Consider the following 24,862-nt stretch of genomic DNA (forward strand, 5'->3'; position numbering starts at 1 on the left):
GTTTCGCCGAATCCCCGCACATCCATCGTGACGACGCGGAATTCTGCCTGCTTTAGGTCGGGCCCTAGGAGCCGATATTCGGATCGCAGATCGCCCATCCCTGGAATGCACAGCACGATGTGCCCCGGACCGCCGGTGTCGTCGAAGGCGATACGGCCGCTGTCGACCTCAATGTACTCGGTGCGGACAAGAGACGAGGCCATCGAGTTTCCCTTCCCGTGAGATCGAGCTTCAGGCTGGTCGACCGACTTCGAACAAGAACCAGGCGCGTCGCTCCGCCTCGTCGGTCCAGGTGTCGATCAGGCCGGAAGTTGCGTTGTCCTTGGCTTTGTCCGCCACGTCCTTGGCGCGACGCAGTGACTCCACCATGTGTAGGTTGTCAGCGCGCAGCTCAGCGAGCATGTCCTGCGGCGTCACGAAATCCGCGTCGTTGTCCTTGATCGTTTGATGGCGAGCGATATCGCCGATCGATCGTAGCGTGGTGTTACCCGTCTTCCGGGCGCGCTCTGCGATCGCGTCAGTGGCAGCGAGTATCTCGGCCGCCTGCTCGTCGAGGAGCAGGTGATAATCCCTGAAATATGGCCCGGAGACGTGCCAATGGAAGTTCTTCGTTTTCAGGTAAATAGCATAGCTGTTCGCCAAGATGATCTTGAGAGCATCGGCGACAGTCATGGCCGCGCTTTCGTCGAGGTCAGATGGCGTCGGAGCGGGTGCGGAACTAGATTTCGTCATCGCTAGGACTTCCTCGATTGAATATTCTGCGGGATATCAGCGTCGTGCCTCCTCTGACGCTGCGGTGTAGAAGAAGGATTTACTGAATGATCCCGTCCAATAAATCGTCGCTATAGTTTCGATATCCTTGGTGGAGCCGAAAGGCGCTGCTGAAATTCGATGCCTAGGGACGCTGCGAGCGCCTTGTTCTTCAGGCGTCCGGTCGATAGCTCAGAACGAACGCTACAACCTTATCCGCCGACATCTCACACGGCTTGAGCGACGCCTTCCCGGAAGAGACGCGATAAAGATTGAAGCTGATAAGGTCTGAGCCTGCCAACTCCCGGGCGAAAAGACTGTTCCGTCGTCCATCCTTCGATCGACGCACGGTCACGCCGAACCGTCGACCGTCGTAGATGCCTTCGCTGTAACCTTCCGGCAGTTCCTTGAAGGCCGCATCAAACTTTGCCCGCTCCATCCGACCCCACCACACTCATCTGAAGGACGGTTTGAACCCCGTTGTTTCCCTAACGGCCAACGAGTCCAGAGTCAGCCGACCGCGCTCAGACTTCTAATGTCGGCCAAGCGTCATCCGCACGTTATCATCCCAAAGAAACCCAGCTTTGTGAGCGTTGGAAAATGACCGACCGCTACGCAACATCCACGCCTTTCCAGAAAGCAAAGTAGCCTCTAATCGCTTCAGCGCTGGCCGTTGGGTCAGGATAGGTCCAAGCGGCATTTAGGTTGCGCTCGCCGCCTACACGAATGTGGAAATAGTGGGCGGATCCCTTCACAGGGCAGACCGAAGTCTGCTCACTCCGTTCGAGCCGGCTGTGGTCGACGTCTTTGGGCGGGAAATAGTGATTGCCGTCGACGACTACCGTTTCGTCGCTCGTAGCGATGGTGGCGTCTTTCCAAATTGCTGAGACCATAAAAACCTCCTGTGTCGCCTATCGCCCTCGGGCCGGCAGGCCGAGGCGAAGCCCAGTCAGTTCGCGGGCGCCCCGCCCGCAAGAAGCTTGTCCAGTTCGCCATCGGCATCGAGCCGGGCGAGATCGTCGGAGCCACCGACGTGCGTTCCGTTGATGAAGATTTGGGGCACGGTGCTGCGGCCCGACGCCTTGATCATCGTCTTTCGGTGTGCCGGGTCGGACTCGATGTCGTGCTCGGTCCACTGCACGCCTTTTTCAGTGAGAAGTGCCTTCGCGCGACGGCAGAACGGGCACCAGCTCGTGGTGTAAAGGAGGATGTCTGGTTTCATTTCCTCGTCTCCGATCGTTCATGTGTGGGGTTGCGGCCGATGCTTGGGGGACGTCGACCTCTGCGAAGGTGTAGGCATGGGACCGAGCGGCGAGCTCAAGGGTTTCGGTTTCGAAAGTCCGATTGCGGATGAGTTGGGCCATCACGCTGCCATCCTTCGGACCGTGTCTAAGACGCGGTCCCGGCGATAAGGCTTTTGAAAGAAGACGATGTCCTGCGGCACGACCGCTGCTTCCGGCCACGGCCTGCCGGACGTGATGATGATCTGGATGGCGGGCCAGCGCTCGCGAATGCGGATGGCGAGCATGATTCCATCGATGCCGCCGGGCATGTTCACATCAGTGAAGACGACACGGATGTCGAGCCGATCTTGCAAAGTTACGAGCGCATCGGACGCATCCGACGCCTGAAGCACTTCGAATCCTGCTTCCTCGATCATGTCCGATGCGAACAGACGAAGGAGTGGCTCGTCTTCGACGACGAGCACCACGGGTTTCACCATTCCACGCATACTCCCATCAACCTTGAACCAGGTGACGCATGGAGGCGTGTAGATCAGCAGCTAACCCGGAGGGCTCGTAGCGGACATCGACGCCTCCTGTGCCGACAAGGCCGATGTTGATCAGCTTCGAACCAAAACCTCTGCGCGTCGGCGGGACGACGGGTGGTCCCCCGCGCTCACGCCATTGGATGCTTAGAAGATCGCTCTCCTGCCCGTTCAGTATGCCCCACGTCAGAGACACCTCGCCGTGATCATTGCTCAGCGCGCCGTACTTGCAGGCGTTGGTCAGCAACTCGTGCACTATCAGCGAAAAAGAGAGCGCCGCTCGCGGCCCAAGGGCCACCGTAGGGCCACTCATGTCGACCCGATCCGAGAATCCTATCGCGTCAATCACGGTCGCGGCGATCGTTTGCAAGTCAGCCTGCGTCCAACTCATTTGAAGCAAGGCGTCGTGCGCCGCGCTAAGAGCCATCAGACGGCGCTCAAAGGCGTAGACTGCATCGCGATCGGTGACGTTTCGCAACGTTTGGCTCGCGATGGCCTGAACCATAGTGAGCATGTTCTTCAAGCGGTGAGCGATCTCACCATTCACGATGACTTGCTGCTGCTCGGTGCGGAGCCTCGCGACCCCAGCCTCGAGCCGGTCCGCCGCGCTCCGCAGGAACGAGATTTCTTCTGCTGGCCACGGTCGGGGGTGCGCCGAATGGACAAAGAAGACGGCGATGGTCTTGCCTCGATCTCTCACTGGCATGTCGACCAGAGACCGAACGCCGACACGCACTGCGCTCTCGAGATTATGGAGCGTGCGGTCGTCGGTTAGGGCGTCCCAAACGATCAGGGGGTCGCCACCGACGAGCGGCTTGCGCAAGCTTCCGTACTCTTCGAGACGGTGGCGGCCGGCGATGCTCATAATCCCGGGCGCCGTCCAATCTGTTTCGACGTCAATGGTCTCGACGTCATCGTCGACGGATCCGAACCCGGCCCGGTCCGTGGCAAGCGCCCTGCCCACGATGGCGGCGGTAGCCGACGCCATCTCGGCGGTGTCGTGACTGCTTCGTATGGTCTCGCCGATCTCGACCAAGGCTGTCTGCAGCCCCGTGAGGCGCTCGCTCGCGTTGGCGACACGGCGCAGTTCAAGATTTTCGCTGGCGAGGCGAGCAAGTGCCTGAAGCATCGCCTTTTCCGCTTCGCTGAGCCCTTTAGGCCGCGGAGCGGTATCGATGACGCAGAGCCGACCAACGATCGCGCCGGATCGCAGCATGAGCGGTGCGCCAGCGTAGGCGCGAAAGTGCCTGACGCCGGTGACGAGCGGATTGCGCTTGGTCCGCGCGTCATTTGTGAGATCGACGATTTCCAAGAGGTCGCCCTGATCGATCTCGATCCGACAGACCGAGTGTTCGATTTCGGTCTCGCACACCTCGAGCCCGTACTTGGCCTTGAACCATTGACGGTCGGTGTCGAGGAGAGTGATGAGCGCGATCGGAACGTCGCAAGCCTTTGCCGCGACGAAAACGAGATCGTCGAAGGCTTGCTCTTCCGGCGTGTCGAGGACCATGAGGTCCGCAAGCGCCTTCGCCCGCTGTGCCGGCCCGAAATCTGTTTTGTCAGAGTTCAGGCTCACCAGAGCTCTCCCGGTCGGGGCCTTGAAGCCTGAACATGGCCGATCATGCGCTTTGGCTTAGTCACGTCAGTGCCCCCTCACGCGCGGCGGCCACTGCGATGACGGGCCCCCCGTGTCGCGGCTCTGATCGGCGGCGGCACCAATAGTCAGAACGATCTTGCCCTGGATGTGGCCTGCCTCTGCTCGATGATGAGCGGCAGCCGCTTCGGAAAGCGGGAATGTGCTGTCCACGGCGACGCGAACCGCACCGCTATCGAGTAGTTGAGCTAGCTTGGCCAACTGATCGCCGTTGGAACGAACCTGAGTCGCCGAAACGGTCACCCCCCGGCCGGCAGCCTCGTCATGTCCGGCAAAGCCGAGGGGAAAAATCGGGAACAGCGCGCCGCCCGGACGGATGGTCTGCAGAAAGCGGCTCGCGGCCGGGCCGCCGACAGCGTCGACGACGAGATCGACGTCGCGCACATCGTCTTCGGGCTTGGTCTGCGTGTAGTCGATGAACTCGTCAGCACCCAGTTCGCGGAGGAAAGCCTCGTGCCGGCTTGACGCGACAGCTAGTGGCGCATCCTCATAGCGGAGGACCTCGGGAGCGCCGAACTCATGGAAGCGGATCGCCTTCATCTCATACCCCCCAATCAGACGCGTTCGAGGAGGGCGACGGTGCCTTGACCGCCGTCGGCACAGATGCTGACGATCCCGAGAGACCCGACCGGCATGGCCCACAGCTCTTTGACGGCTTGGCTGAGGTCACGCGCGCCAGTCGCGCCGAAGGGATGCCCGATAGCTACCGAACCGCCGTTGGGATTGACGCGATCCCAGTCGAAGTTACCCATCTCGGGCGAGACGCCGGCCTTCTCTCGGACCCAATTCGGATCGGTGATGGCTGCGACATTGGCCAAGACCTGTGCCGCGAAGGCTTCGTGGATCTCCCAAAGGGCAATGTCGGAGAATGCCAGCTGATGTCGCGCGAGCAGACGCGGAATGGCATATGACGGTGCCATCAGAAGCCCCTCCGTGTGGAGGTCGACCGCAGATATTTCGAAGTCGACGAGCCGCACGTGAGCCGTGCCTTCGGGGAGCCTCTGCAAACCTTCTTCATTGGACACCCAACAGCCGGCCGCCCCATCTGTGATCGGAGAGCTGTTGCCAGCTGTCAGGCTACCCATGCCGCTCTCGCGATCAAAGGCCGGCTTCAGACCTGACAGCCGTTCGGCGGACGTGTCCGCACGCGGGTTTGCATCGCGGGCAAGTTCCGGCAGTGCAATCACGAGGTCATCGAAGAAACCGCTGTCCCAACCGGCGATCGCTCGCTGGTGGCTCTTGAGAGCCCAGTCGTCCTGTGCCTCACGCGAGATCCGCCACGCCTTGGCGGTCTCCTCCATGTGATCGCCCATCGTCCTGCCGGTAAGGCGGTTGGCCCATCCCTTCGTCGGGAGCACATAGTCGGTAGGAGCCAGCGCCCCCAAGGCGGCAAGTGCTGCTGCGGCATCCTGCGCGAACAAATCGGTGAGCCGCTTTGATGCCTCGGGGGTAAGCGCGAGCGATGGCCGGCTCATGACCTCAGAGCCGCCGACCATGATCAAGTTAAGGCCGCCACCGAGCATGCCGGCCGCAGCGAAACACGCGGTCATGCTGGTTGAGCACGCAAGAACAACGGAGAATGCCGGGACATTGGGATTGAGTTTCGCGTCTAGCCATACCTCACGAGCGATATTGCTCCAGCCCAGGTTTGGGATGACGCTTCCCCAGACAACGAGGTCGGGCTCGGCAAGCTTCCCCATCTCCTGAACGACGGGCACGGATAAGGAGACCGCGTCATAATTCGCCAGTGCTCCCCCGCCGCGCCCAAAAGGGGTCCGAAGGCCTGCGGCTACGAAAACTGGTTCTGCAAAGCGGCTCACAGTGGTCTCCCGAAAGACAAAGGTTCGAATAAGCGACGCGGCGTAGTGCGCTCAGGCTCCCCGGCCTGGGCCGTAGTTGAGCGCTTTCGTCTGGAGGGATTCGACCATTTCGCTGCCTCTACCCTCCATAGCGCTCAGTCTTAATGATCGAGGCGTCGAGCCCGGCCGCTAACGCGCCGTCCGTCGCGATGTTGACGAAACCGTTGGACCCGCAAACGAACACGTGGGCAGGATCTCGACCCAGGCGGGCGATCGTCTCCTTGACCATCTCGGCGTCGATCCGTCGGCCAAAGTCCGAGGCGCGCATTGGCGCTTCGCGCGTTATCGCGACGGCTAGGACCAACGCAGAATCACGCATCTCGATCGAGCGAAGTTCGCTGGAGAAGAGTACGTCGCGACTGGTCCGAGCGGACAAGAGCAGCGCAACTGGAACGGCCTGGGCCAGTGCTTGGCGCTGCCTGATCATTGCCATCAGTGGGACCAAGCCCGAACCTGCGCCGATCAGCAGCACCGGGTCGTCAGCAGGTTCGGGCCACAAAAAGTGGCCACCGAGAGGACCTCTAAGTTCGATTTCGTCGCCAGGAGCGGCGACGTCGTGGAAGAACGGCGAGACTTCGCCATCGGGCAGACGCTCTATTGCCAACTCGAGGATCGGGGACGAGGCAGCCGACGATGCAATCGAATAGCTGCGCATCGCTTGATAGCCATTGGGGGCGGTCAGGCGCACGTCAACGTGCTGGCCGGCGGTATGGAAGAAAGGCTCCCGTAGCAGCAGGAAAAAGCTCTTTATACTTGGGGTCTGCTGGACGATCTCGTCGATCACACATGACTGCCACGACGCGGGTTGCGCGTCGATCTCAGTCATGGGTGTACCGTTGTTCGCGCCACGGATCGCCGTAGATGTGATAGCCGCGCAGTTCCCAGAAGCCAGCTTCATCACGCGTCGTGAACTGCAGCCCATTCACCCATTTGGCGGACTTCCAAAAGTATAGATGAGGTACTAGCAGGCGCGCCGGTCCGCCATGATCACGGGGAAGCGGCTCGCCCGCATACCCAGTCGCGACCATCGCCTTACCGGCCAGAAGGTCGGCGAGCGGGACATTGGTCGAATAGCCATCGTAGCAGTGGGCCAAGACGAAATCGGTGGGCCGCTCGAGTCCTGCATCCGCGAGGATGTCTTCGATCAGCACGCCTTCCCACTTGGTGTCGAGCTTCGACCATGACGTAACGCAGTGTATGTCTTTAGTTACGTTGGTTTTCGGAAGGGCGTTAAACTCGCTCCAGGTCCAGACCTTGATCGGCTTTGGACCGATCTTGACCGTAAACTTCCAGTCGGATGTCTCGATACGTGGCGTCGGTCCCGCGGTCAGTACGGGAAAATTTTCTACGAGATGTTGACCCGGCGGAATGCGGCCATCGTGGTCGCCGCCTGAATCGCGGCCGGTGAAACCTCTGGTGACCATGCCGAACCCCCTTGCTCGTCACGACAGACCGGAACCGACTTAATCTCAGGCTACTGCGTAGATGATCTTCGCACTTGCATGATGCCGAATGGATCGACAGGCTGAAACTCAGACAACCGAATGCCGTATCAGTATAGATCTGTTTATCATCACTATGAATCGCGCTAATCGCACCTCGACTATAGCGGTAGAGCAGCATCTTTGCCCAATGTCTGCTCGCTATAGTTTCAATACCTTCCGACCAGCGTTGCACGCGTATGTGCGCCCGTGGGATGTTAGGCGAACGCCGCCGGCTGTCGGACGGAGAAGGCACGGTCATCGCCTGCTTGCGGTTCACGTCATGAGGTCGCCATGCACGCTCAAGCTGAAATCATCGCAGCGCTCGGCGTCTCTCAAACGTTCGATGCTGAACAAGAGGCCGCGAGCCGTATCGGCTTCCTTCGCGATTATTTGAGAAGGTCTGGCCAGCGAGCGTATGTGCTTGGAATCAGCGGGGGCGTCGATTCCCTGACCGCGGGCCTGCTGGCGCAATCGGCCGTGAAGGAGCTTCGCCGCACCGGGTACGAGTGCGAGTTTCTTGCGGTGCGGCTACCTTATGGCATTCAGTCGGATGAGCACGATGCTCAACTTGCTCTCTCGACGATCAAGCCTGACCGTACGGTGGCGATCAATGTGAGGCCCGCAACGGACGCTCTTTGGGCGGAACTGACGTACTCCGGATACGATCCAGTTGATCCTCACGACCGCGGCAGAGCGCTAGGTAACGTCAAGGCGCGCCAGCGCATGATTGCTCAATTCGCGCTCGCTGGAAGCCTGGGTGGCCTAGTGATCGGTACGGACCATGCAGCGGAAGCGGTCATGGGGTTCTTCACCAAATTTGGCGATGGCGCCGCGGATGTTCTGCCTCTCGCGGGTCTCAACAAGCGACGTGTTCGCGCGATTGGGGTTCACCTTGGCGCCCCGCCTGAGATAATCGGCAAGGTTCCGACTGCGGATTTGGACGATCTCATGCCGTTGCGCCCAGATGAGGATGTCTACGGCGTGACCTACGATGAGATCGACGATTACCTCGAGGGACGCGTCGTGGCGCCGACGGCTGTAGAGACAATCGAAGAAGCGTACCGAGCGACAGCCCACAAACGTAAGCTACCTGCTGCGCCCGCTTTCCAGATTTGACGTCACCCAGGTCGAACGCACGCTCCGATTTGCTCCCGTCGAAGATATAGAAACTATGTCACGTCGCTATTGGAAAAGTTCAGCGTGGGAATTCATAGTCGATCACGCGAACGCTTTGTTTCGATGGGTATAGTTGAGAAGAGCATTGGTCTCATCGACCACGCGACCCTCTGGCTCAGGGAGCAGTAACGCATAGCAAAGCCGCTGTGGACGCGATGTTTCGCCAGGCATCGGGTGTCTGCATCGTGGTTGGAGAGAAGAATGAGCCCGGCCGAACGTCAAGCTCCTCAGCTTCGTGTGCAACGGTGGATCGGTGTAGATGGCGGCAACCTCGCCACGCCGATCCAACTATCGGATCTGGGCGTAGGCCCGAAGATCGTGTTCGCGTTTCAGCATTGGTGCCGTGGCTGCCATCTGCATGGATTTCCCACTCTGCAGAAATTGCACGGAGCGCTGGAATCCAGAGGTGTCGGGTTTGCAGTGATCCAAACGGTCTTCGAAGGTGCCCACGAAAATACCTTCGAGAAACTGCGCATCAATCAAGTCGAATACAATCTCCCCATTGCTTTCGGGCATGACGAGCCGCCAGCTGGCGCGGCTTTTCCCACATTCATGGAAGATTACAGAACACGGGGAACGCCGTGGTTTACCGTCATCAACGCCAACGGTCGCATCGTCTTCTCGGATTTTCATCTCGACGCGGATCGTTTGGTGGCGGAACTGGAGAGCACGTGAAAGATGCCACGTTGGCTCATTCTAGCCGCCACCCATATCGCCGCCGCCGCCGCAGGCTTTGCTGGTGGCATCTACATGCTCCCGATCCTGACCGCGCCGGTTTCGCCGACCGAAGCTGTCCTGCGCAGCTCGACGCCTGAAGCGCTTTATTCCGGAAGGCTTGTTCGGGATCTCGCCGGCAGCGACCTGCTGCATTGGGGCGAAGGTGAAGTGCGGGTCTTGCCTCTCCGGATCGCGCACATCGGCCGCCTCTCGCCGGGGCCGGACTACAAGCTCTATCTCACCCCACACTTCGTCGACACAGAGGAAGCGTTCCTCGCGATCAAGGACGCATCCGCTCGGGTGGGCGATGTGAAAACGTTCAACGGCTTCATCGTAGAGGTGCCCGCCGATATCGATGTTCGAGACTACAGCACCGTTGTCATCTGGTGCGAAGCCTTTGCTCAGTTCATCAGTTCCGCGGAGTATCAGCCTCCGCGTCAGGCTCGGAAATGAGCCAGGCGATGGACGACGTAAAGGCAGCGTGCGCGCGGGGACTCGTTTTGGCTCCGGTTGCGGCGCTGTTGTTAAGTGTCGCCACACTGCTCCTGGGCAATGGTCTGCTGGGTACTCTCCTGATTGTGAGAGCTGGTCAGGAAGGCTTCTCGGCCGGGACGATCAGCGCAATGATGTCCTTTTATTTCGCGGGCTTCACGATCGGCGCGCTGGTTTTGCCCCGGATCATCGTGTCTGTCGGTCACGTCAGGACCTTCGCTGGCTTCGCGGCGATCGCTTCGATGACTTCTCTCCTCCATGTCGCATTCGTAGACGCGAGCGCATGGATGCCACTTCGGCTTGTAACCGGCTTCGCCTATGCCGGCATGATCCTTGCGACTGAGAGTTGGCTCAACGCTCACGCTATTCCGTCCACACGCGGTCAGCTCTTGTCGATCTTCGGCGTCGTTTCGATGGGCTCGTGGGCTCTTGGCCAAGCACTTCTAAACGTGGCCCCACCTGCAGACGTGACCCTGTTCCTGATCGTCTCACTGCTGATATCGGCGGCGGTCGTCCCAGTCACTCTGCTGCCCAGCCATCCGCCGGCCGATGTTCGACAGGAACCCGTCGCCTTCCGCGATCTTTTCGCGGTCTCGCCTCTAGCATCGGTCGGCGTCTTCCTGGCGGGCCTGGCCATAGGCGGTTTCTGGGGCTTGGGACCTAACTTTGCACAGAGGATCGGCCTCGATGTGGGCGGCATATCCGCGTTCATGGCGGCAGTCCTTGGTGGGACGCTCGCCCTGCAATGGCCTCTCGGATGGCTATCGGACCAGGTGTCGCGAAACCTCGTCATCGCCGGCGCGGCCCTGGCTTCCGCAGCGTCCGCTATCGCCGTAGCGATGGCGGCGGACGCGCCTCTGCCTCTGCTACTCGCCGCGGGCGCGCTGTTCGGCGGCTTCGGCATTCCCATCTATTCGCTATGTCTAGCCGTCGCCAACGACGATCTTCCTGCGGGTCGGCTTCTGGGCACAGCTCGCGGGCTTCTTCTGCTCAACGGTATCGGGACCGCTGCTGGGCCGCTCATCGGGGGAGTAGTGATGGATTTAGTGGGGCCCGGCGGCTTGTTTCTCTACGCGGCGGCGTTGCTCACTGCGCTGGCGGTGTTGGCCGGTGCGCGCAGGCGTACTCACCGCGCCATCGAGACACGCGCCATACGCTGCCCAAGCACGGCGATGATCACCGGATCCCTCGATGCGATGATAACAACGCAAGCTAAGCCACAGAAATGATCATTCGCGGCCGAAGGCCAGTCAGCTGATGCAGACGCTTGGCCCAAACGAAGCGAAGCCCGCCATGGACGAGACAGTGTGTGCTCCCGCTCAAAGCGGGGCCCATGAAATGAAGCGGGGTGCTCTTGCCATCCTTCCCTTGGCGTTGGGAGCCAGCGTGTATGGCATGGCCTTCGGTCTTCTGGCTGTGCAGGTAGGCTTTCCGTGGTGGGGCGTGGGGATCATGAGCGTCTCTAGGGGCATAAACTCAACATCGGTTCGATGTAACGGCCCCGGGAGATAGCCGTTGGGTCGGCAAGGCTTTTGACGCTATCTGTCCGCAGCCTCACCCCCCAGATGTTGTGTGTGCCAACCGCTGGGCCGCGGCCGCCTAAGATCCGGATTGAATTTCTGTGGGGCTGCATAATGCAGCACGGCGGGTCCTCGCCTAGGCAACGGCCTCAACGGTGAGGTCCCGGCCGTTGAACTGCACGGTTTCACCCGCCCGCGCACCCTCGATCGCCTCGAAGATCGGGGCCATCGTGGAAATACCCATGAGCTCACGCCCATGACAGGTAAACCTACTCGTCGACACTGCGATCACGAAGTACTTGCCGGACAGCTTGATGACGGCGCCCTCCGCAACGGCTGACTTCGGCCCGAAATCGATCGCACGCAGCTTGTCGAGCTTATCCGCATAATCATCGAGAGTGTCGTCGAGCGCTTCAGCGAAATCGCTTGCGACCTCGGCTTGCGCCTGCTCGTCGTTCTCTATCGGCTCGCTCCGATCGAGGCGCGCGGTGGAAACGTAATCGAGATAGTTGTCTCGAGCGCTGTGTAGTGCGGCCGTCTCAAGCGACAGCATGGTCTCCCGAATGTGGTCTTTGTTCCAGTCCATCTTGTCCTCGTTACTTCGTGATTTGGAGCCGACGCACATCCTGGGCGATTGCTCGAGAAGCGGTCTCCGCGAACAGCGAACGAGTCATTCGTCGCTAATGACGTCTTCGCCCTGGTAGGGAATTCTGATTAGCCGAGGGTCCCGAATGATGCTCGTGACGAGCCAAACGTAGGACTGTTCTGCAGTATCGAAGCCGAGGATGCTGAATGCGCCCCCGAACGGACACGCTGGAAAGTCCGGAAAGCCCTCTCTCAACACGTAGCGCTCCGGATCGCGATCGAACTCGCTTTTATAGACCTTGCGCAGCCCATGCTTGCTCGGGACGTCCTCGTCGCCAGCCGGGGCTGTCTCGCGGTGCTCGATAAGCCGTTCAGACAGGTCGCGGTGACATATCTCGTCAAATACGTCGAACGCATCGATCAGCAGGCCTTTGTGCTCGGTCGCCGGATCGGTGATGGCGTAAATGTTGGACGCGTCTTCGGCCCCGTCCCCGCTTTCGAGACGCAATGCTGCGTCGACGCGAATGCTGCATGGATCGAGCGTTGATCCGAGTTCGAGATCGACGAGAGCGCCGTCCTTCACGCGATATTCTCGGTCATAGCCTTTCGCCACGAAGGACTGCACGGCATCCAGAACGTCTGTCACTTGGGTCGGCATAAACGCACCTCGAATTCGCATTGGAAGGATCGCGCCAGGGCGGAGAGCACGCAATGGCGCATCGACCAATCAGCGCGCGAAGCGTGGGCTTCCGTCATAGCCATTTTGCTCGCTTGAAGCGCACGAACAGGAACAGGCAGAACGTCAACATCAGTCCGAGCACGACGAAGTAGCCGTAGGCTGTATCCAGCTCAGGCATGTTCCTGAAGTTCATCCCGTATATCCCCGCTATGGCCGTCGGGACCGCAAGGATGGCCGCCCAGGCCGCGAGTTGGCGCGTGATGACACCTGTTCTCTGCGCTTCCAGCAGGCTGCTGAATTCGAAAACAGTGGACAACACCTGGAGGAGGCCGTCGACCATGGACTGAACGCGATCGACATGGTCCGCGACGTCGTTGAAGTAGGGGCGAACTTCAGCGCTGATGCATGGAAAGTGTCCGCGCACGAGCTTGCGCACCAGCTCCGCCATAGCGCCGAGCGTACGCTGAAAGCGCGTTAGCTCGCATCGTAAGCCGAAGATGCGGGCGACTTCCTCTCGCCCGAGGAAATCGTCGAGCGACCGCCTCTCCATCTCGAGAACGTCATCTTCGATCATTTCGAAGATGGGAAGATACTGATCTACGATCCGGTGCAGGATCGCGTGAAGGACGTAATCGACGCCCTTTCCGAACTGGGCGGGCGAGCCCTCCAGTTGCTCTCGAAGATTGCCCAATGCCCCGGCGTTGCCGTGGCGCACGGTGATGAGGTGGTTATGGCCAGTGAAGATCGCCGTTTTGCCGTAGCGTATGCGATCTCCAACCAGCTCGGCCGTCTGGGCGACGACGTAAAGCTCGCCATTGTAAACTTCGAGCTTCGGCGGGCACATCGGGTGCATCGCGTTGTCGATCGCCAATGGATGCAGATTGTAGGTCGCCTGAAGCGTCTTCAGTTCGCCTATTGACGGCTCGCTGAGCCCAATCCAGCAGAAGCCCGAACGGCTCTTGTCGAGCTCGACGCGCTCGTCGATCGCGACTTCGCGGATCCGCCGACCCTCGTTGTAGTAATACGCGGCGATGACGCTCATGCCGGCCTCGCCGGGATGAGCAGGCCCCGCTGCACAGCTGGCCGAGCAAGGCCGCGGTCTAGCCACGCTCGGACGTTCCGGTGATCGTCAAGGCGCAGCAGGTCGCCGGCGTCATAGCTGCCGACCAGGGCATTGACCCAGCCGAGCGTCGCAATGTCGGCGACGGAGTAGTCCTCGACGATCCAGTTGCGCCCTTCGAGCTGGCGATCCAACACCCCCAGGAGGCGCTTGGACTCGTCGGCGAACCGCTGCTGAGGCCGCTTGTCCTCATAGTCCTTGCCGCCCCAACGCAGGAAGAAACCCAGTTGACCGAACATCGGGCCGATCGCCGACATTTGGAAAAATACCCAACTGAGCGCTTCGTAACGCCTGGCTGCCGCCGCTGGGATCAGTTGGCCGGTCTTCTCGGCAAGATAGACGAGGATCGCACCGGATTCCCAAAGACCGAGCGGCTCACCGTCCGGACCGGATGGGTCAATGATCGCGGGTATGCGGCCGTTGGGATTTAGAGACACGAAAGCCGGGTCTTTGGTCTCATTCCGGCTGATGTCGATGAAGTGCGGCTCGTATGGGAGGCCGGTCTCCTCCAGCATGATGGAGACCTTGACGCCGTTTGGCGTCGGAGCCGCATAGAGCTGCAACAGATCAGTGTTGGAGGCGGGCCAGCGCTGAGTGATCGGAAACGATGAAAGGTCTGGCATGCTGGGCGATCCCACAACGTGATTTCAGCGAAGAAGCGTGACCGCCTGATTGGCTGGCTCGGGGACCGCATCGCTGGTCGATGCGGTCCCGATGCTTACGATCCAGGGGCTTAGCCGCGCTGGCCGTTGCAGCTATTCCGCTGCCTCTCCGGCGGTGCGCTGAGTGTCGCCAGCGTCATTACGTTTGGGGAGCACCCAGTTTGCGCGAGGGAAATGGCAGGTGTAGCCACCCGGCCGCTTCTCCAGATAATCCTGGTGCTCTGGCTCTGCTTCCCAGAAATCCCCAACGGGTTCGACTTCGGTGACCACCTTGCCGTCCCACAGTCCGGATGCGTCAACATCAGCGATCGTGTCTTCTGCGACGCGCTTTTGTTCGTCGTCGACGTAGTAGATGCCCGACCGGTATGAGAGTCCGCGGTCATTGCCCTGACGGTTCTTCGTGGTCGGATCGTGGATCTGGAAAAAATACTCCAGGATGTTGCGATAGTTCGTCACCTCGGGGTCGAAGATGATTTCGATCCCTTCGGCATGCGTGCCATGATTGCGATAGGTGGCGTTTGGCACGTCGCCACCGGTGTAACCCACGCGGGTCGAGACGATTCCGGGCTGCTTGCGGATCAGATCCTGCATACCCCAGAAGCACCCGCCTGCGAGAACAGCGCGCTGCTGCATGTTAGGCCTCCTCTACTTGATCGAGATATTCACCGTAGCCCGCGGCTTCCATCTCATCGCGTGGGATGAAGCGAAGCGCTGCTGAGTTGATGCAGTAGCGCAGGCCGCCGCGGTCGGACGGACCATCCGGAAACACGTGACCGAGATGGCTGTCGCCGTGTACTGAGCGAACTTCAGTCCGTACCATCCCATGCGAGCTGTCTCGAACCTCGTTGACGTGCGCCGGGACGATCGGCTTGGTGAAACTCGGCCAGCCGGTGCCCGACTCGAACTTGTCCGTCGACGCGAACAACGGCTCACCGGATACGACGTCGACGTAGATGCCCGCCTCCTTGTTATCGTTGTACTCGCCGGTGAAGGGCCGCTCGGTGCCGTCCTGCTGGGTGACCCGGCGCTGTTCCGGCGTCAGGCGCTCAATTGCTTCCTTTGATTTCTCAAACTTCATGATGGTCTCCAATACTTAGTTAGAGGTCCAGGCACACTACGTTCAGTTTATCTTTGCGGTGGTCGCCTCAACTATCGCAGCGGCTCCAGTTTTTATCCAATACGTCGTGTGTATAGTTTTGATACCGCCCGTGCACTTTGCTTGCGAGGTCAACTCCACTCGTAACGCGCTGCGAGTTGTGCAATTTTCCGTATCTCGACCGGCGCCGTGGACCCTGAAACGGTCGCGATCACCACCTCACGTTCCAGGGCGAAACCCTCAATCGGTCTGGTTACCAAGCCAGGCGCGGCAGCCGATCGTTCAGGCAGAATGCAAATCCCCCGCCCTTCAGCGACGACACGCTGGACCCAATCATCTCGATCTGAGCGAAAACGAGGGCGGACGAGCACCTCCCGCCGAGCGAAGTGATCGAGGATCTGATCGCGGAACTCGCATTTCAGCCGATCCACGAACGGGAAGGCCAGGAGGTCTTCGCCGCGAACGGTGTCGGTCTCCGCTAAAGGGTGATTGACGGAGCAGCCCAGCACGAACCGTTCCTTGAACAGGGGCCGGACATCGAGCTTGCGGTCCGGTCTCGATTCGCGGGGTAGGATGCAAGCATGGTACTTACCTGAGAGCACCTCCGACGTGTCTTCGCTCGACTGTAGCGAATGCAGTTTGATCTCGATTGACGGAACCTCTTCCAAGGCGCTGTCGAAAAATGTCGTGAAAGCCTTTGGGCCGACCGTCGGAGCGACCGCGACATCGAGAACGCGGTGTCGTCCCATGGCCCAGTTTTCCGAGTGATGCCTTACGCTTTTCATCGCGACCAGCATGCGGCGGAACTCGAGTTCGACATCCTGACCGAGGCCGGTGAGCCTGCTGTTCTTCCCGTCACGATAAATCAGCGGTCCACCAAGTTCTTCCTCCAGGCGGCGGATCGCGCGGGTCAGGCTTGGTTGGGAGACACCACTAAGACGAGCAGCTGCCGTGAAATTCAGCGTCTCGGCCAAGTTGATGAAATAGCTGACCTGATTGAGTTCCATAGCCCTTCGGCCCGTGCGCCTGACAGATGCTACCGCTGACTGAACGTCCCCCGCGGACGCCCTACAGAAGTATGCGTGACGCATATAATCATGACCGAGGGGCTTGTCTATATGCGCCACGCATATAAAAGAGATGTCCTGCGGTGCTGGGTTTGGTCGCGAATATGTCGATCGGTTCGGCCGAGTTTGCGCGCTGGCACGCTCGCACCGCGGCGTGTGGGAGGCTCGAAGACATGGCAGGCACTGCGTTCACGTTTCTCAACGCGGCAGGTTCACGGATTTCCGGGCGGCTAGAACCCCCGGAGGGAACACCTCGCGGCTGGGCGATTTTCGCCCATTGCTTCACCTGCGGAAAAGACAACCGTGCCGCAGTTCACATATCGCGCGCGTTGTCGCGCGCGGGCATCGGCGTCTTGAGATTTGACTTTGCCGGCGCTGGGATCGGCGAGCCGACCGCCGATGCTTTGAACTTCGCCTCGGACGTTCAGGATATCAGGTCAGGCGCAAAGGCGATGAAGGCCGCCGGTAAGACCCCCTCTCTTCTTATCGGGCATAGTCTTGGCGGCCTTGCAGCAATCGTAGCCGCGTCAGAGCTACCAGATGTCGCTGCGGTGGCAACGATCGGTGCGCCGGCGGACCTGCACCATATCCTGAGCATCTTTAAGCAAGATGACCTCGACGCCATCAGGGAAGACGGGGAAGCCTCGGTCGAAATCGCCGGTCGATCATTCGTGATCAGTCGTAGCTTCATCGAGTCTTTGCAAGCAATCGATGTGGAGACGGCCATCAACTCACTACGACGTCCGGTGCTGGTTATGCACTCCCCGGTCGATCAGGTGGTTGGGATCAACCATGCGTCGCGCATCTTCGTCTCCTCGCGCCACCCAAAGAGCTTCATATCGCTTGATACGGCGGATCACCTCCTCAGCGATGCAGGCGACGCGAACTACGCTGCCGCTATGGTCGCTGCCTGGGCCAACCGCTTTCTTCCGCCACTCGTGGACGACCTCCCGCAAGTTGAAGCGGCGAAGGGCGTGAGCGCCACGGAGACGCTAGCCGGAAAGTTCCAGCTTACGGTGCGCAGCGGCGAGCACACTTTGTTTGCGGACGAGCCGCCGTCGGTCGGCGGACTTGGCAGCGGATTGTCCCCTTATGAATTGGTGTCAGCCGGTCTAGCGGCCTGCACCGTCATGACGATGCGACTTTACGCGAACCGCAAGGGATTTCCGCTTGAGCGCGCGAGCACGACCGTCGAGCACATGAAAGTGGCAGATATGATGCCCCCCGATCGCTTCAAACGGACGGTCGTTCTGGAGGGGCCGTTGAGTGATGAGCAGCGTGCGCGGATACTTGAGATTGCTGATCGCTGTCCGGTGGACTTGACGCTCCTCCGAGGGTCGGATGTGCAAACCGAGTTGATAGACGGATTAGCATTCATCACGCCCACGAAGGTGGAGCCGTAATCGTGACTTCCGCAAAAAGTCACGGTCAATCAGTTAGCGAAACCATGCGTCGAGAACGCGCAATCCTTGCTGGTGGGTGTTTCTGGGGCTTGGAGGATTTGTTTCGGCGAGCCAGGGGGGTCGTAGGCACGCGCGTTGGCTACATAGGCGGAGAGATGCCTGACCCTACATATGCTCGTCATCATGGCCATGCGGAAGCGGTTGAGATCACATTTGATCCGGCGGTGACGAGCTATCGCAAGATCCTGGAATATTTCTTCCAGAACCACGACCCGACAACTTACGAGCAGCAAGGTAGCGACGTCGGTCCAAGCTATCGTTCGGCGATCTTTTACACGTCGCAGGCCCAAATGGACGTGGCCTTAAAAACGATCGCCGAGATCGAAGCGTCAGGCCGCTGGCCTGGCCCGGTGGTATCCGAAATCAACCCGGAGGAGCCGTTCTGGGAGGCGGAAGCTGAGCACCAACTCTATCTCGCCCGGAATCCCCAGGGTTATAGCTGCCATTTCGAGCGAGCGAATTGGCGCTTGGACAGGTCAGATCGATGAGTTCCAAACTGGCGCGGCTTTGTCTCATGTTCGGCTTCGCGTCTCGCGATGCGAAGCGAGGTCGTGATGCCTGAGTACGTGATCGCGGGCCTGTGGGGATTGCTGTCAGGCAGTGGGCTGCTTGTCGGCGCGATCGTCGCGGATGCCCTCTTTGGCAAGCTCACTCACCGCATGATTTCAGCCGTCATGGGCTTTGGCGGCGGTGTTCTGATAGCAGTTGTAGCCACCGAGCTCATTGGAGAACGGGTCTCGGACGATCTCGGGCCCACAGCGGTCATCGCGCTGCTTGCCGGCGCTGCGATCTTCAGCGGAGCCAATTTCTACCTGTCTCGGCGTGGCGCGAAGAATCGCAAGCGATGCGGTGAATGCACCGAGCAGCCGCGTGAGGGCGAGCAGCACGGGAGCGGCGCTGCGATCGCGCTCGGCAGCGTCCTTGACGGCATCCCGGAAGCGATGGTGATCGGGATGTCGGTCGCGAACGGCGGCGCGATCAGCGTTGCGGTGATCGCTGGATTCTTTCTCGCAAACGTGCCGCAGGGTCTGTCGAGTACATCGGGTATGAAAGTCGCCGGGCGATCTCGACGCTACATCTTCACGATCTGGATCGGCATCCCACTTCTCGTGGGCATTTCAGCAGCTTTGGGCAATCTGCTTTTTGGTTCGGCCGATACGCAAGCTCCCGCAATTCTTTCCTTCGCTGCGGGCGCGGTCATCGCGATGCTGGCTGAGGCAATGATTCCAGAAGCCTTCGAAAAGGCGCCTCCGTTCATCGGTTTCATAACCGTTGTGGGCTTCCTCGCAGCTTATTTGATCGCGCAGCACTGACGCCGCCACGTCAACAAGCTGGTTACGCGCCGTCGCTGCCTTCTCGATCCACGCCTCTTTCGTGCAGTTCGGCGTCGATTGGACAGTTGGTGCAGCCATCGTAGCAGCAGAGCCGACAAATCCGATATGAGTGCTCGAGGTTCTCCAAACGAGCGCGGAGGACGCGTTCGGCGATATCGCACAGGAGCTTCACTTCGGCAGGATCGAGGATCGAAAGACCCTCGGCGATGACTTCGTCCCGCGATGCGAGCACGCCGTCGCTCGCAACCTTCCCTGACTCAGTGAGATAGAGAGACCGCGTGCGTCCGTCTGTTGAATGACCCCGGCGTTCGATCAGCCCTTCGGCCGCTAGCCGGTCCACGAGACGAACCGTTCCTGCGTGTGACAGGCCCACGCCGACCGCGAGCATACGAATAGATAGCCCAGGCTTGTGCGCGAGCAGCGCCAATGCAGAGGCAGCAGGGCCAGCTTCCGGCGCCCGCGATGAACTAGCGCGAACGATGTCGTCGCTGATCATGAGTGCGAACGCCCCGAAAATGTTGCGATCTCGAGGTCCATCCATTGCCGCATCTATATGTGCGCGGAGCATAGACAGCAAGCCAAACTCTTACACGATTTGCGGAGAGACTGCGTTAGGAAAGCGCGCTTTTACAATGCTTTACAGTCGGTTACGGGACTCCCCCCGCTGTAGCTATGAGATGTCGCAGCGCTCAAGACGCCCTTCAATCGATAGCTATCGGCTATGATGTTCGCGAGATTGACCGCATGACCACCGAGCCGGGACACGAATCACCTCGGTCGTCCCGCTAGACGTGGCGACCTCGTTATCCGCAGGCTTGCGCGACTCCTGCGCCTAGGCATTGGACCGCGTGTGCGGCGGAGCTACGTGTTCCGAGGTCAATCAGCATGCGATCGCGGACCTCGCCTGTTGCTCGTTGGGCAGCGAGCGCCTTTTGCGCATCTCTGTCCGGCACAAAGGCGATACCTCCTGTCAGGCGCGCAACCGTGACGGCGACCTGCAACTACACTTGGCTGAACGCAACGCCATGGGCGCACTGGCAACGTGTTGACGTTCTACTCTCCTCGCGATAGGTCTATGCGCGGCGCATACATACTCAACCGTTTCGGTCTTTCAGGGCCGTCGGCTTCAGCCGGCCGTCGGCGATGAGCGGTACGCCAGGGCGAACGCCGAGGAAGGCCGTCGATCAAGCGGCTTGAACTACGGACAAGCGGAGACGCGCATGACGATCAAGGTCGCAATAAATGGCTTCGGACGTATCGGACGCCTCGCGTTGCGCTCGATTGTCGAGCATCGCCGCCAAGACATTGAGGTGGTGGCCATCAACGATCTTGGTCCCGTCACCACGATGGCGCATCTCCTCAAGTACGACTCGGTGCATGGTCCCTTCCGGGGCTCTATCGCAGCGGGCGAGGACTGGATCGACGTCGGTTCCGGAAGGATTAAAGTTGTTTCGGAGCGTGATCCGGCAGACCTCCCGCATGCATCGCTTGGCGTCGATGTCGTGCTCGAGTGCACTGGGCTTTTCACGACGAGCGGAAAGGCACAATCCCACCTTCGGGCAGGCGCGAAGCGAGTATTGGTTTCAGCGCCTAGCGAGGGGGCTGATAAGACCATCGTCTTCAAGGTCAATCACGACGCTCTAACGCGAGATGACATAATCGTCTCGAACGGCTCTTGCACGACGAACGTGCTCGCGCCGGTAGCCAAGGTTTTGAACGATCTCTTCGGCATCGAGCGCGGATATATGACGACGGTGCACGCCTATACGGGCGACCAGCCGACATTGGACACCGTCCACAAGGACCTTTACCGCGCGCGTGCTGCCGCACTCTCTATGATCCCGACGTCTACTGGCGCCGCGAACGCGATCGGGCTCGTACTCCCAGAGCTGAGAGGGAAGCTTCACGGATCGTCCATCCGCGTACCGACGCCCAACGTATCTGTCGTGGACTTGAGTGTGTCAGCCGCCCGTGAAGTGTCGATCGAGGAAGTCAACGACGCCATTCGGCAGGCCGCTGAAGGGTCGATGCAGGGTGTGCTCGCGACGACCTCAGAACCCCTTGTTTCAATCGATCTCACCCACCGCAGCGAATCCGCCATCGTCGCTCTGCCGCAAACTGACGTCGTGGACGGCAGAATGGTTCGGGTCCTTGCCTGGTACGACAACGAGTGGAGCTTCGCCACGCGCATGGCGGATACGGCAGTAGCCATGGGCAAGCTGATCTAGCCGGCAGGATGCAGGCGGCTACGATAGGGATGCTGCCTGCTTCGCCGAGAACGACATTCGGGTAGGAGCGATCATGGGCATGACTGGACCATTGGCGCGCGCAGCGCGTGCTCTTGTTCAGTGGCCCCGCGCTCACGCTGCCTTAGTGGCGGGGCTGCAGGAAGACGCCATAGCGGATTTCGAAGCTGGCAGAGCGGGGCTCGATTTCGCCGACATAGCTCGGTTACGCGATGCACTCGAACGCGGAGGCGCGGTTTTTATCGACGATGATTCGAGCGGGGGGATCGGGGTGCGGCTTAAGTTCAATGCCAAGGATGTGCGCGCCATCAATCGAATGGAGGGTGAAGGTGGGCCGGTGGGCACCGACGACGTCTGAAGCCGAGCATTCGTCGCTGCCGGGCAAGAGGCCGTGAGCGCGAGAGAGCCGGCGATGACTATCATCAAGCTTCACGATACGGCTGCTCTTAAGAAGCGCGTGTTCGTTCCGAGCAATCCTGCCCGGGTCACGATGTATGTGTGCGGACCGACTGTCTACAGCCGCGCCCATATTGGGAACGCGCGGCCGGCCGTGATTTTCGACGTGCTTTCGCGCCTGCTGCGGCATGTTTATGGAATGGATGCGGTGACCTATGCCCGCAACGTAACTGACGTCGACGACAAGATCATCGATGAAGCGAGCGCGGAGGGTGTGCATCCGTCAGTTATCGCGCGGCGGTTTGAGGAACTGTACCTCGCCGACATGGGCGCACTAGGCGTGCGCCCGCCGGATATCGCGCCGAAAGCCACAGCCCATGTTCCTGGCGTGATCGCCATGATCTCTAAGCTTCTCGAGGGCGGCTTCGCCTATGAAGCACACGGCCACGTGCTGTTTCATGTCCCGTCCGACCTGCACTATGGCGCGCTCGGACGCCGTGACCGCGATGCAATGATCGCCGGCGCACGGGTGGAGGTGGCTTCCTACAAAAAGGATCCGGCCGATTTTGTCCTGTGGAAGCCGTCACCGCCGGAGGCAATCGGGTGGGACTCGCCCTGGGGGCGTGGGCGCGCGGGCTGGCACATCGGATGCTCGGCAATGATTGCAGAGAATCTCGGCGAGACAATCGACATTCATGGCGGCGGGCTTGATCTGGTGTTCCCCCATCATGAAAACGAAAGCGCACAAAGCCGGTCGGCTCATGCAGGCTCGCCGTTGGCACGCTACTGGTTGCACAACGGCTTTCTGACGATGACGGACACTGCGGCCGGTGTTGGGAAGATGTCAAAGAGCCTCGGCAACGTTGTGAGCGTCGGCGAACTGCTGGAGCGGGGCCACGGAGGCGAGACGCTGCGTCTGGCGTTGCTGTCAGCGCATTATCGGCAGCCGCTGGAGTGGAACGAGGCGCTGCTCTCCCAAACAAAAACGATTTTGGATCGACTGTATCGGCGACTGAAGATGTTTAGTTTCATCGACGATGAGGAACTCGGCATCGATGACTGCAATCAAGCTGTCGTCGACGCCCTTGCCGACGACCTGAACACGCCGCTGGCGCTCTCAAAGTTGGTCGCGATCGATGACCCGAAATCGCTCATTGCGAGCGGCATGCTCCTTGGGCTGTTTTCGAGACGTGAACGTTGGTTTCGCTTCTTTTTAGACGGGCCTAGTGGGGAATCAGATCACGTCGCCCGTCTGATCGACGCTCGCACGGACGCGAAGAGCCGAAAGGATTTCGCCGAGGCGGACCGGATCCGCGCAGAACTCACAGACTTGGGTATCGCGTTGGAGGATGGACCTACAGGGACAACCTGGCGACGGTTGTGAACTCCTATAGTAGCGCTCTAGCGGCTTGGCAGTTCTGTAGCCTGCCCGTGGGACGGCTCGACAACACTCACTCGATATCGTATGCGCGACGCATATATCGAATGAGTTGCGATGATGGATGAACCCTCTGATCGCTTGATCAACATTTTCGGCGCGCTTTCGCAAGCGGTAGCGGATCGAGTGCGTATAGCGATCGGCGAGGCTTTCAGCGCTGGTGGCGAGACCGCTGCCGCTCTCATCGCTATCGGTCACGCGCCGGGCATGTCGATCGGACAGGTCCGCCAAGTCCTTCGACTGTCACACGCAGGCGCCGTCCGCGTCGTCGAGAGGCTGGAGGATCAGAAACTCGTAGCGAAGTCGCAATCGACTTCTGACCGTCGTGTGGCTCACGTTACTTTAACCGCCCTCGGCCAAGTAGAGAGAACTAAGTTGCTTGGCCTCCGTAACGCCGCTGTGGCGGAGCTACTCAGCAAGGTTTCAGTTGAGGATCGCGGCGCATTGGAGCGCGCGGCCGACTCCATCCTGTCGTCTCTACTGTGCGATCCCCTCGGGGGGGTTGCGACTTGCCGGCTGTGCGATCAGGCCCGTTGTCTCGACTGCCCGGTTGAAAGGCATCGTCCGTATCGACGGCAGGAATGATCGCACGGGCATCCATTTTGAAGTGCTTTCGCGGCTCTACAGTGCGGGAGCGCGCCGGCCGGGCAGCGCGTTCCGCGCGGCAAAGCCGATGACGATGGTCAGCGTCATCAGAAGGTAGGCGACTATTCCGCCAGGAGAGAGCGTAGGAACAGCCGCCAAGATCATTGCGTCGTTCCCGCCGGGTATGAGAGCTATACCGACACCCATGAGAGCGCCACCGACGATCGATCGAATTATGCCATAGCCAGTGGGCAGTTGAAGACGCAGATTGCCCTGCCGAAAGGAAGCCGTGAGAGCACCCGCGACCGATGAGATCACCGTAACAAGCGTGACCTCGCCTGATGGTGACATGCGGAGAGGAAGCCCGCGTTGAATCAAGTCAGCGAAGGTCCACGCTGGTGACAGTGCGTACAATAGACCGCCAGTTACGCCGAGGCCGATCATCGACGCGGCGAAGGGCCACGCCGGCCTCTTGCGCGCAACGCGCTTTATACAGACGAACACGATCGACAGCATAAGCACCAACAAAAGACCGGCAAGCGTCGCAAGGCCCAACAGAGTGGGAGTAGCAGTGAGGCTTGGCCATGACGCCTCATAGCCGAACCTTGTTTGATCGGCCGCCCATATACCGAAAGCCAAGCCAAGCGGCAGCGCTATAAGCCTTATCTCCCCATCGCCCAAGCGTGCCAATGACCCGAGAAGACAAGTGTCGTTGATCAGTGCGCCTAGCCCAAATGCGATTGCTCCAACTAAGAGAAGCCAGTTGATGCT

At 60.1% G+C, this 24,862-nt stretch carries 31 protein-coding genes; 11 read left to right on the plus strand and 20 right to left on the minus strand.

Annotated elements, in window-relative coordinates:
- The 11 genes from NSE01_RS20015 to NSE01_RS20065 form a co-directional block, all read right to left on the minus strand.
- Positions 1–203, minus strand: a 203-nt coding sequence (locus NSE01_RS20015; protein WP_174812071.1) for an alpha/beta fold hydrolase, incomplete at its 3' end; no start/stop codon positions are given.
- A 28-nt stretch (positions 204–231) separates the two neighbouring features.
- A complete protein-coding gene (locus tag NSE01_RS20020) occupies positions 232–732 on the minus strand; it encodes a Dps family protein (RefSeq protein ID WP_099503724.1) in 501 nt (166 codons plus the stop codon).
- Positions 733–922: 190 nt separating this feature from the next.
- Positions 923–1,189, minus strand: a complete 267-nt coding sequence (locus NSE01_RS20025; RefSeq protein ID WP_058193713.1) for a hypothetical protein — start codon at positions 1,187–1,189, stop codon at positions 923–925.
- A gap of 172 nt (positions 1,190–1,361) precedes the next feature.
- The gene (locus NSE01_RS20030) at positions 1,362–1,643 is read right to left on the minus strand and encodes a DUF427 domain-containing protein (protein WP_058193715.1); all 282 of its coding nucleotides are present in this window, start codon (positions 1,641–1,643) and stop codon (positions 1,362–1,364) included.
- A 56-nt stretch (positions 1,644–1,699) separates the two neighbouring features.
- On the minus strand, positions 1,700–1,972 hold the full coding sequence (gene grxC / locus NSE01_RS20035; RefSeq protein ID WP_058193717.1) for a glutaredoxin 3: 273 nt from the start codon (positions 1,970–1,972) through the stop codon (positions 1,700–1,702).
- A 141-nt stretch (positions 1,973–2,113) separates the two neighbouring features.
- A complete protein-coding gene (locus NSE01_RS20040; protein WP_200969033.1) occupies positions 2,114–2,473 on the minus strand; it encodes a response regulator in 360 nt (119 codons plus the stop codon).
- A gap of 16 nt (positions 2,474–2,489) precedes the next feature.
- Positions 2,490–4,094: a sensor histidine kinase gene (locus NSE01_RS20045; protein ID WP_058193720.1), complete on the minus strand. Its 1,605-nt coding sequence runs from the start codon at positions 4,092–4,094 to the stop codon at positions 2,490–2,492.
- A 66-nt stretch (positions 4,095–4,160) separates the two neighbouring features.
- Positions 4,161–4,712, minus strand: coding sequence for a zinc-binding dehydrogenase (locus NSE01_RS20050; RefSeq protein ID WP_079979739.1), 552 nt, complete (start codon positions 4,710–4,712; stop codon positions 4,161–4,163).
- A 14-nt stretch (positions 4,713–4,726) separates the two neighbouring features.
- Positions 4,727–5,992 (minus strand): thiolase family protein, encoded by a 1,266-nt coding sequence (locus NSE01_RS20055; RefSeq protein ID WP_071537973.1) that lies wholly within the window; start codon positions 5,990–5,992, stop codon positions 4,727–4,729.
- A 118-nt stretch (positions 5,993–6,110) separates the two neighbouring features.
- A complete protein-coding gene (locus NSE01_RS20060) occupies positions 6,111–6,857 on the minus strand; it encodes a ferredoxin reductase (RefSeq protein WP_058193722.1) in 747 nt (248 codons plus the stop codon).
- Positions 6,850–7,455 carry a sulfite oxidase-like oxidoreductase gene (locus NSE01_RS20065; protein ID WP_147161373.1) on the minus strand — a complete coding sequence of 202 codons (606 nt, stop codon included), beginning with the start codon at positions 7,453–7,455 and terminating at the stop codon, positions 6,850–6,852. Before NSE01_RS20065 ends, NSE01_RS20060 begins: the two co-directional genes overlap by 8 nt.
- A gap of 351 nt (positions 7,456–7,806) precedes the next feature.
- On the opposite strand from NSE01_RS20065, the gene nadE reads away from it, so the two are divergent.
- The 4 genes from nadE (at position 7,807) to NSE01_RS20085 (ending at position 11,129) form a co-directional block, all read left to right on the plus strand.
- The gene (gene nadE, locus NSE01_RS20070; protein WP_058193727.1) at positions 7,807–8,631 is read left to right on the plus strand and encodes an NAD(+) synthase; all 825 of its coding nucleotides are present in this window, start codon (positions 7,807–7,809) and stop codon (positions 8,629–8,631) included.
- Between the two features lie 261 nt (positions 8,632–8,892).
- Complete coding sequence (locus NSE01_RS20075) at positions 8,893–9,366, plus strand: peroxiredoxin family protein (RefSeq protein ID WP_071537974.1); 474 nt, start codon at positions 8,893–8,895, stop codon at positions 9,364–9,366.
- A gap of 3 nt (positions 9,367–9,369) precedes the next feature.
- On the plus strand, positions 9,370–9,861 hold the full coding sequence (locus NSE01_RS20080; protein ID WP_058193732.1) for a DM13 domain-containing protein: 492 nt from the start codon (positions 9,370–9,372) through the stop codon (positions 9,859–9,861).
- A gap of 8 nt (positions 9,862–9,869) precedes the next feature.
- A complete protein-coding gene (locus NSE01_RS20085) occupies positions 9,870–11,129 on the plus strand; it encodes an MFS transporter (protein WP_058193734.1) in 1,260 nt (419 codons plus the stop codon).
- A gap of 427 nt (positions 11,130–11,556) precedes the next feature.
- On the opposite strand, the gene NSE01_RS20095 is transcribed toward NSE01_RS20085, so the two are convergent.
- The 7 genes from NSE01_RS20095 to NSE01_RS20125 all read right to left on the minus strand — a co-directional run bounded on the left by NSE01_RS20095 (position 11,557) and on the right by NSE01_RS20125 (position 16,569).
- Positions 11,557–12,006: a hypothetical protein gene (locus tag NSE01_RS20095; RefSeq protein ID WP_058193737.1), complete on the minus strand. Its 450-nt coding sequence runs from the start codon at positions 12,004–12,006 to the stop codon at positions 11,557–11,559.
- 84 nt (positions 12,007–12,090) lie between these two features.
- A complete protein-coding gene (locus tag NSE01_RS20100) occupies positions 12,091–12,651 on the minus strand; it encodes a hypothetical protein (protein WP_246135305.1) in 561 nt (186 codons plus the stop codon).
- Positions 12,652–12,757: 106 nt separating this feature from the next.
- Positions 12,758–13,726 carry a magnesium and cobalt transport protein CorA gene (locus NSE01_RS20105; protein ID WP_058193741.1) on the minus strand — a complete coding sequence of 323 codons (969 nt, stop codon included), beginning with the start codon at positions 13,724–13,726 and terminating at the stop codon, positions 12,758–12,760.
- Positions 13,723–14,427: a glutathione S-transferase N-terminal domain-containing protein gene (locus NSE01_RS20110; RefSeq protein ID WP_058193743.1), complete on the minus strand. Its 705-nt coding sequence runs from the start codon at positions 14,425–14,427 to the stop codon at positions 13,723–13,725. Before NSE01_RS20110 ends, NSE01_RS20105 begins: the two co-directional genes overlap by 4 nt.
- A 132-nt stretch (positions 14,428–14,559) precedes the next feature.
- Positions 14,560–15,099: a peptide-methionine (S)-S-oxide reductase MsrA gene (gene msrA, locus NSE01_RS20115; protein WP_058193745.1), complete on the minus strand. Its 540-nt coding sequence runs from the start codon at positions 15,097–15,099 to the stop codon at positions 14,560–14,562.
- Position 15,100: 1 nt separating this feature from the next.
- Positions 15,101–15,544: a peptide-methionine (R)-S-oxide reductase MsrB gene (gene msrB, locus NSE01_RS20120; RefSeq protein WP_058193748.1), complete on the minus strand. Its 444-nt coding sequence runs from the start codon at positions 15,542–15,544 to the stop codon at positions 15,101–15,103.
- Positions 15,545–15,693: 149 nt separating this feature from the next.
- Positions 15,694–16,569, minus strand: coding sequence for a LysR family transcriptional regulator (locus tag NSE01_RS20125; RefSeq protein ID WP_170233918.1), 876 nt, complete (start codon positions 16,567–16,569; stop codon positions 15,694–15,696).
- A gap of 233 nt (positions 16,570–16,802) precedes the next feature.
- Between NSE01_RS20125 and NSE01_RS20130 the strand changes: the two genes are divergently transcribed.
- The 3 genes from NSE01_RS20130 to NSE01_RS20140 all read left to right on the plus strand — a co-directional run bounded on the left by NSE01_RS20130 (position 16,803) and on the right by NSE01_RS20140 (position 19,405).
- Positions 16,803–18,032, plus strand: coding sequence for a bifunctional alpha/beta hydrolase/OsmC family protein (locus NSE01_RS20130; protein WP_058193757.1), 1,230 nt, complete (start codon positions 16,803–16,805; stop codon positions 18,030–18,032).
- Between the two features lie 44 nt (positions 18,033–18,076).
- A complete protein-coding gene (gene msrA, locus NSE01_RS20135) occupies positions 18,077–18,580 on the plus strand; it encodes a peptide-methionine (S)-S-oxide reductase MsrA (RefSeq protein ID WP_147161377.1) in 504 nt (167 codons plus the stop codon).
- A 66-nt stretch (positions 18,581–18,646) separates the two neighbouring features.
- A complete protein-coding gene (locus tag NSE01_RS20140) occupies positions 18,647–19,405 on the plus strand; it encodes a ZIP family metal transporter (RefSeq protein ID WP_069311316.1) in 759 nt (252 codons plus the stop codon).
- Between the two features lie 22 nt (positions 19,406–19,427).
- Here the strand turns inward: NSE01_RS20140 and NSE01_RS20145 are convergent, their stop codons facing one another.
- Complete coding sequence (locus tag NSE01_RS20145; RefSeq protein WP_210408504.1) at positions 19,428–19,922, minus strand: MarR family winged helix-turn-helix transcriptional regulator; 495 nt, start codon at positions 19,920–19,922, stop codon at positions 19,428–19,430.
- A 724-nt stretch (positions 19,923–20,646) separates the two neighbouring features.
- Here NSE01_RS20145 and gap point away from each other — a divergent pair.
- The 4 genes from gap to NSE01_RS20165 all read left to right on the plus strand — a co-directional run bounded on the left by gap (position 20,647) and on the right by NSE01_RS20165 (position 24,091).
- Entirely contained in the window at positions 20,647–21,654 is a 1,008-nt protein-coding gene (gene gap, locus NSE01_RS20150) for a type I glyceraldehyde-3-phosphate dehydrogenase (RefSeq protein ID WP_069310780.1), read from the plus strand.
- Positions 21,655–21,727: 73 nt separating this feature from the next.
- On the plus strand, positions 21,728–22,030 hold the full coding sequence (locus tag NSE01_RS20155) for a DNA-binding protein (protein ID WP_069310779.1): 303 nt from the start codon (positions 21,728–21,730) through the stop codon (positions 22,028–22,030).
- A 54-nt stretch (positions 22,031–22,084) separates the two neighbouring features.
- Entirely contained in the window at positions 22,085–23,452 is a 1,368-nt protein-coding gene (cysS, locus tag NSE01_RS20160) for a cysteine--tRNA ligase (RefSeq protein WP_147161374.1), read from the plus strand.
- A gap of 114 nt (positions 23,453–23,566) precedes the next feature.
- Complete coding sequence (locus NSE01_RS20165) at positions 23,567–24,091, plus strand: MarR family winged helix-turn-helix transcriptional regulator (protein ID WP_281289537.1); 525 nt, start codon at positions 23,567–23,569, stop codon at positions 24,089–24,091.
- Positions 24,092–24,127: 36 nt separating this feature from the next.
- On the opposite strand, the gene NSE01_RS20170 is transcribed toward NSE01_RS20165, so the two are convergent.
- On the minus strand, positions 24,128–24,862 hold a 735-nt coding region (locus NSE01_RS20170; RefSeq protein ID WP_147161375.1), incomplete at its 5' end, for a YeeE/YedE thiosulfate transporter family protein.

The sequence above is a fragment of the Novosphingobium sediminis genome (assembly GCF_007991615.1).
In the GTDB taxonomy this organism is placed as follows: Bacteria; Pseudomonadota; Alphaproteobacteria; order Sphingomonadales; family Sphingomonadaceae; genus Novosphingobium; species Novosphingobium sediminis.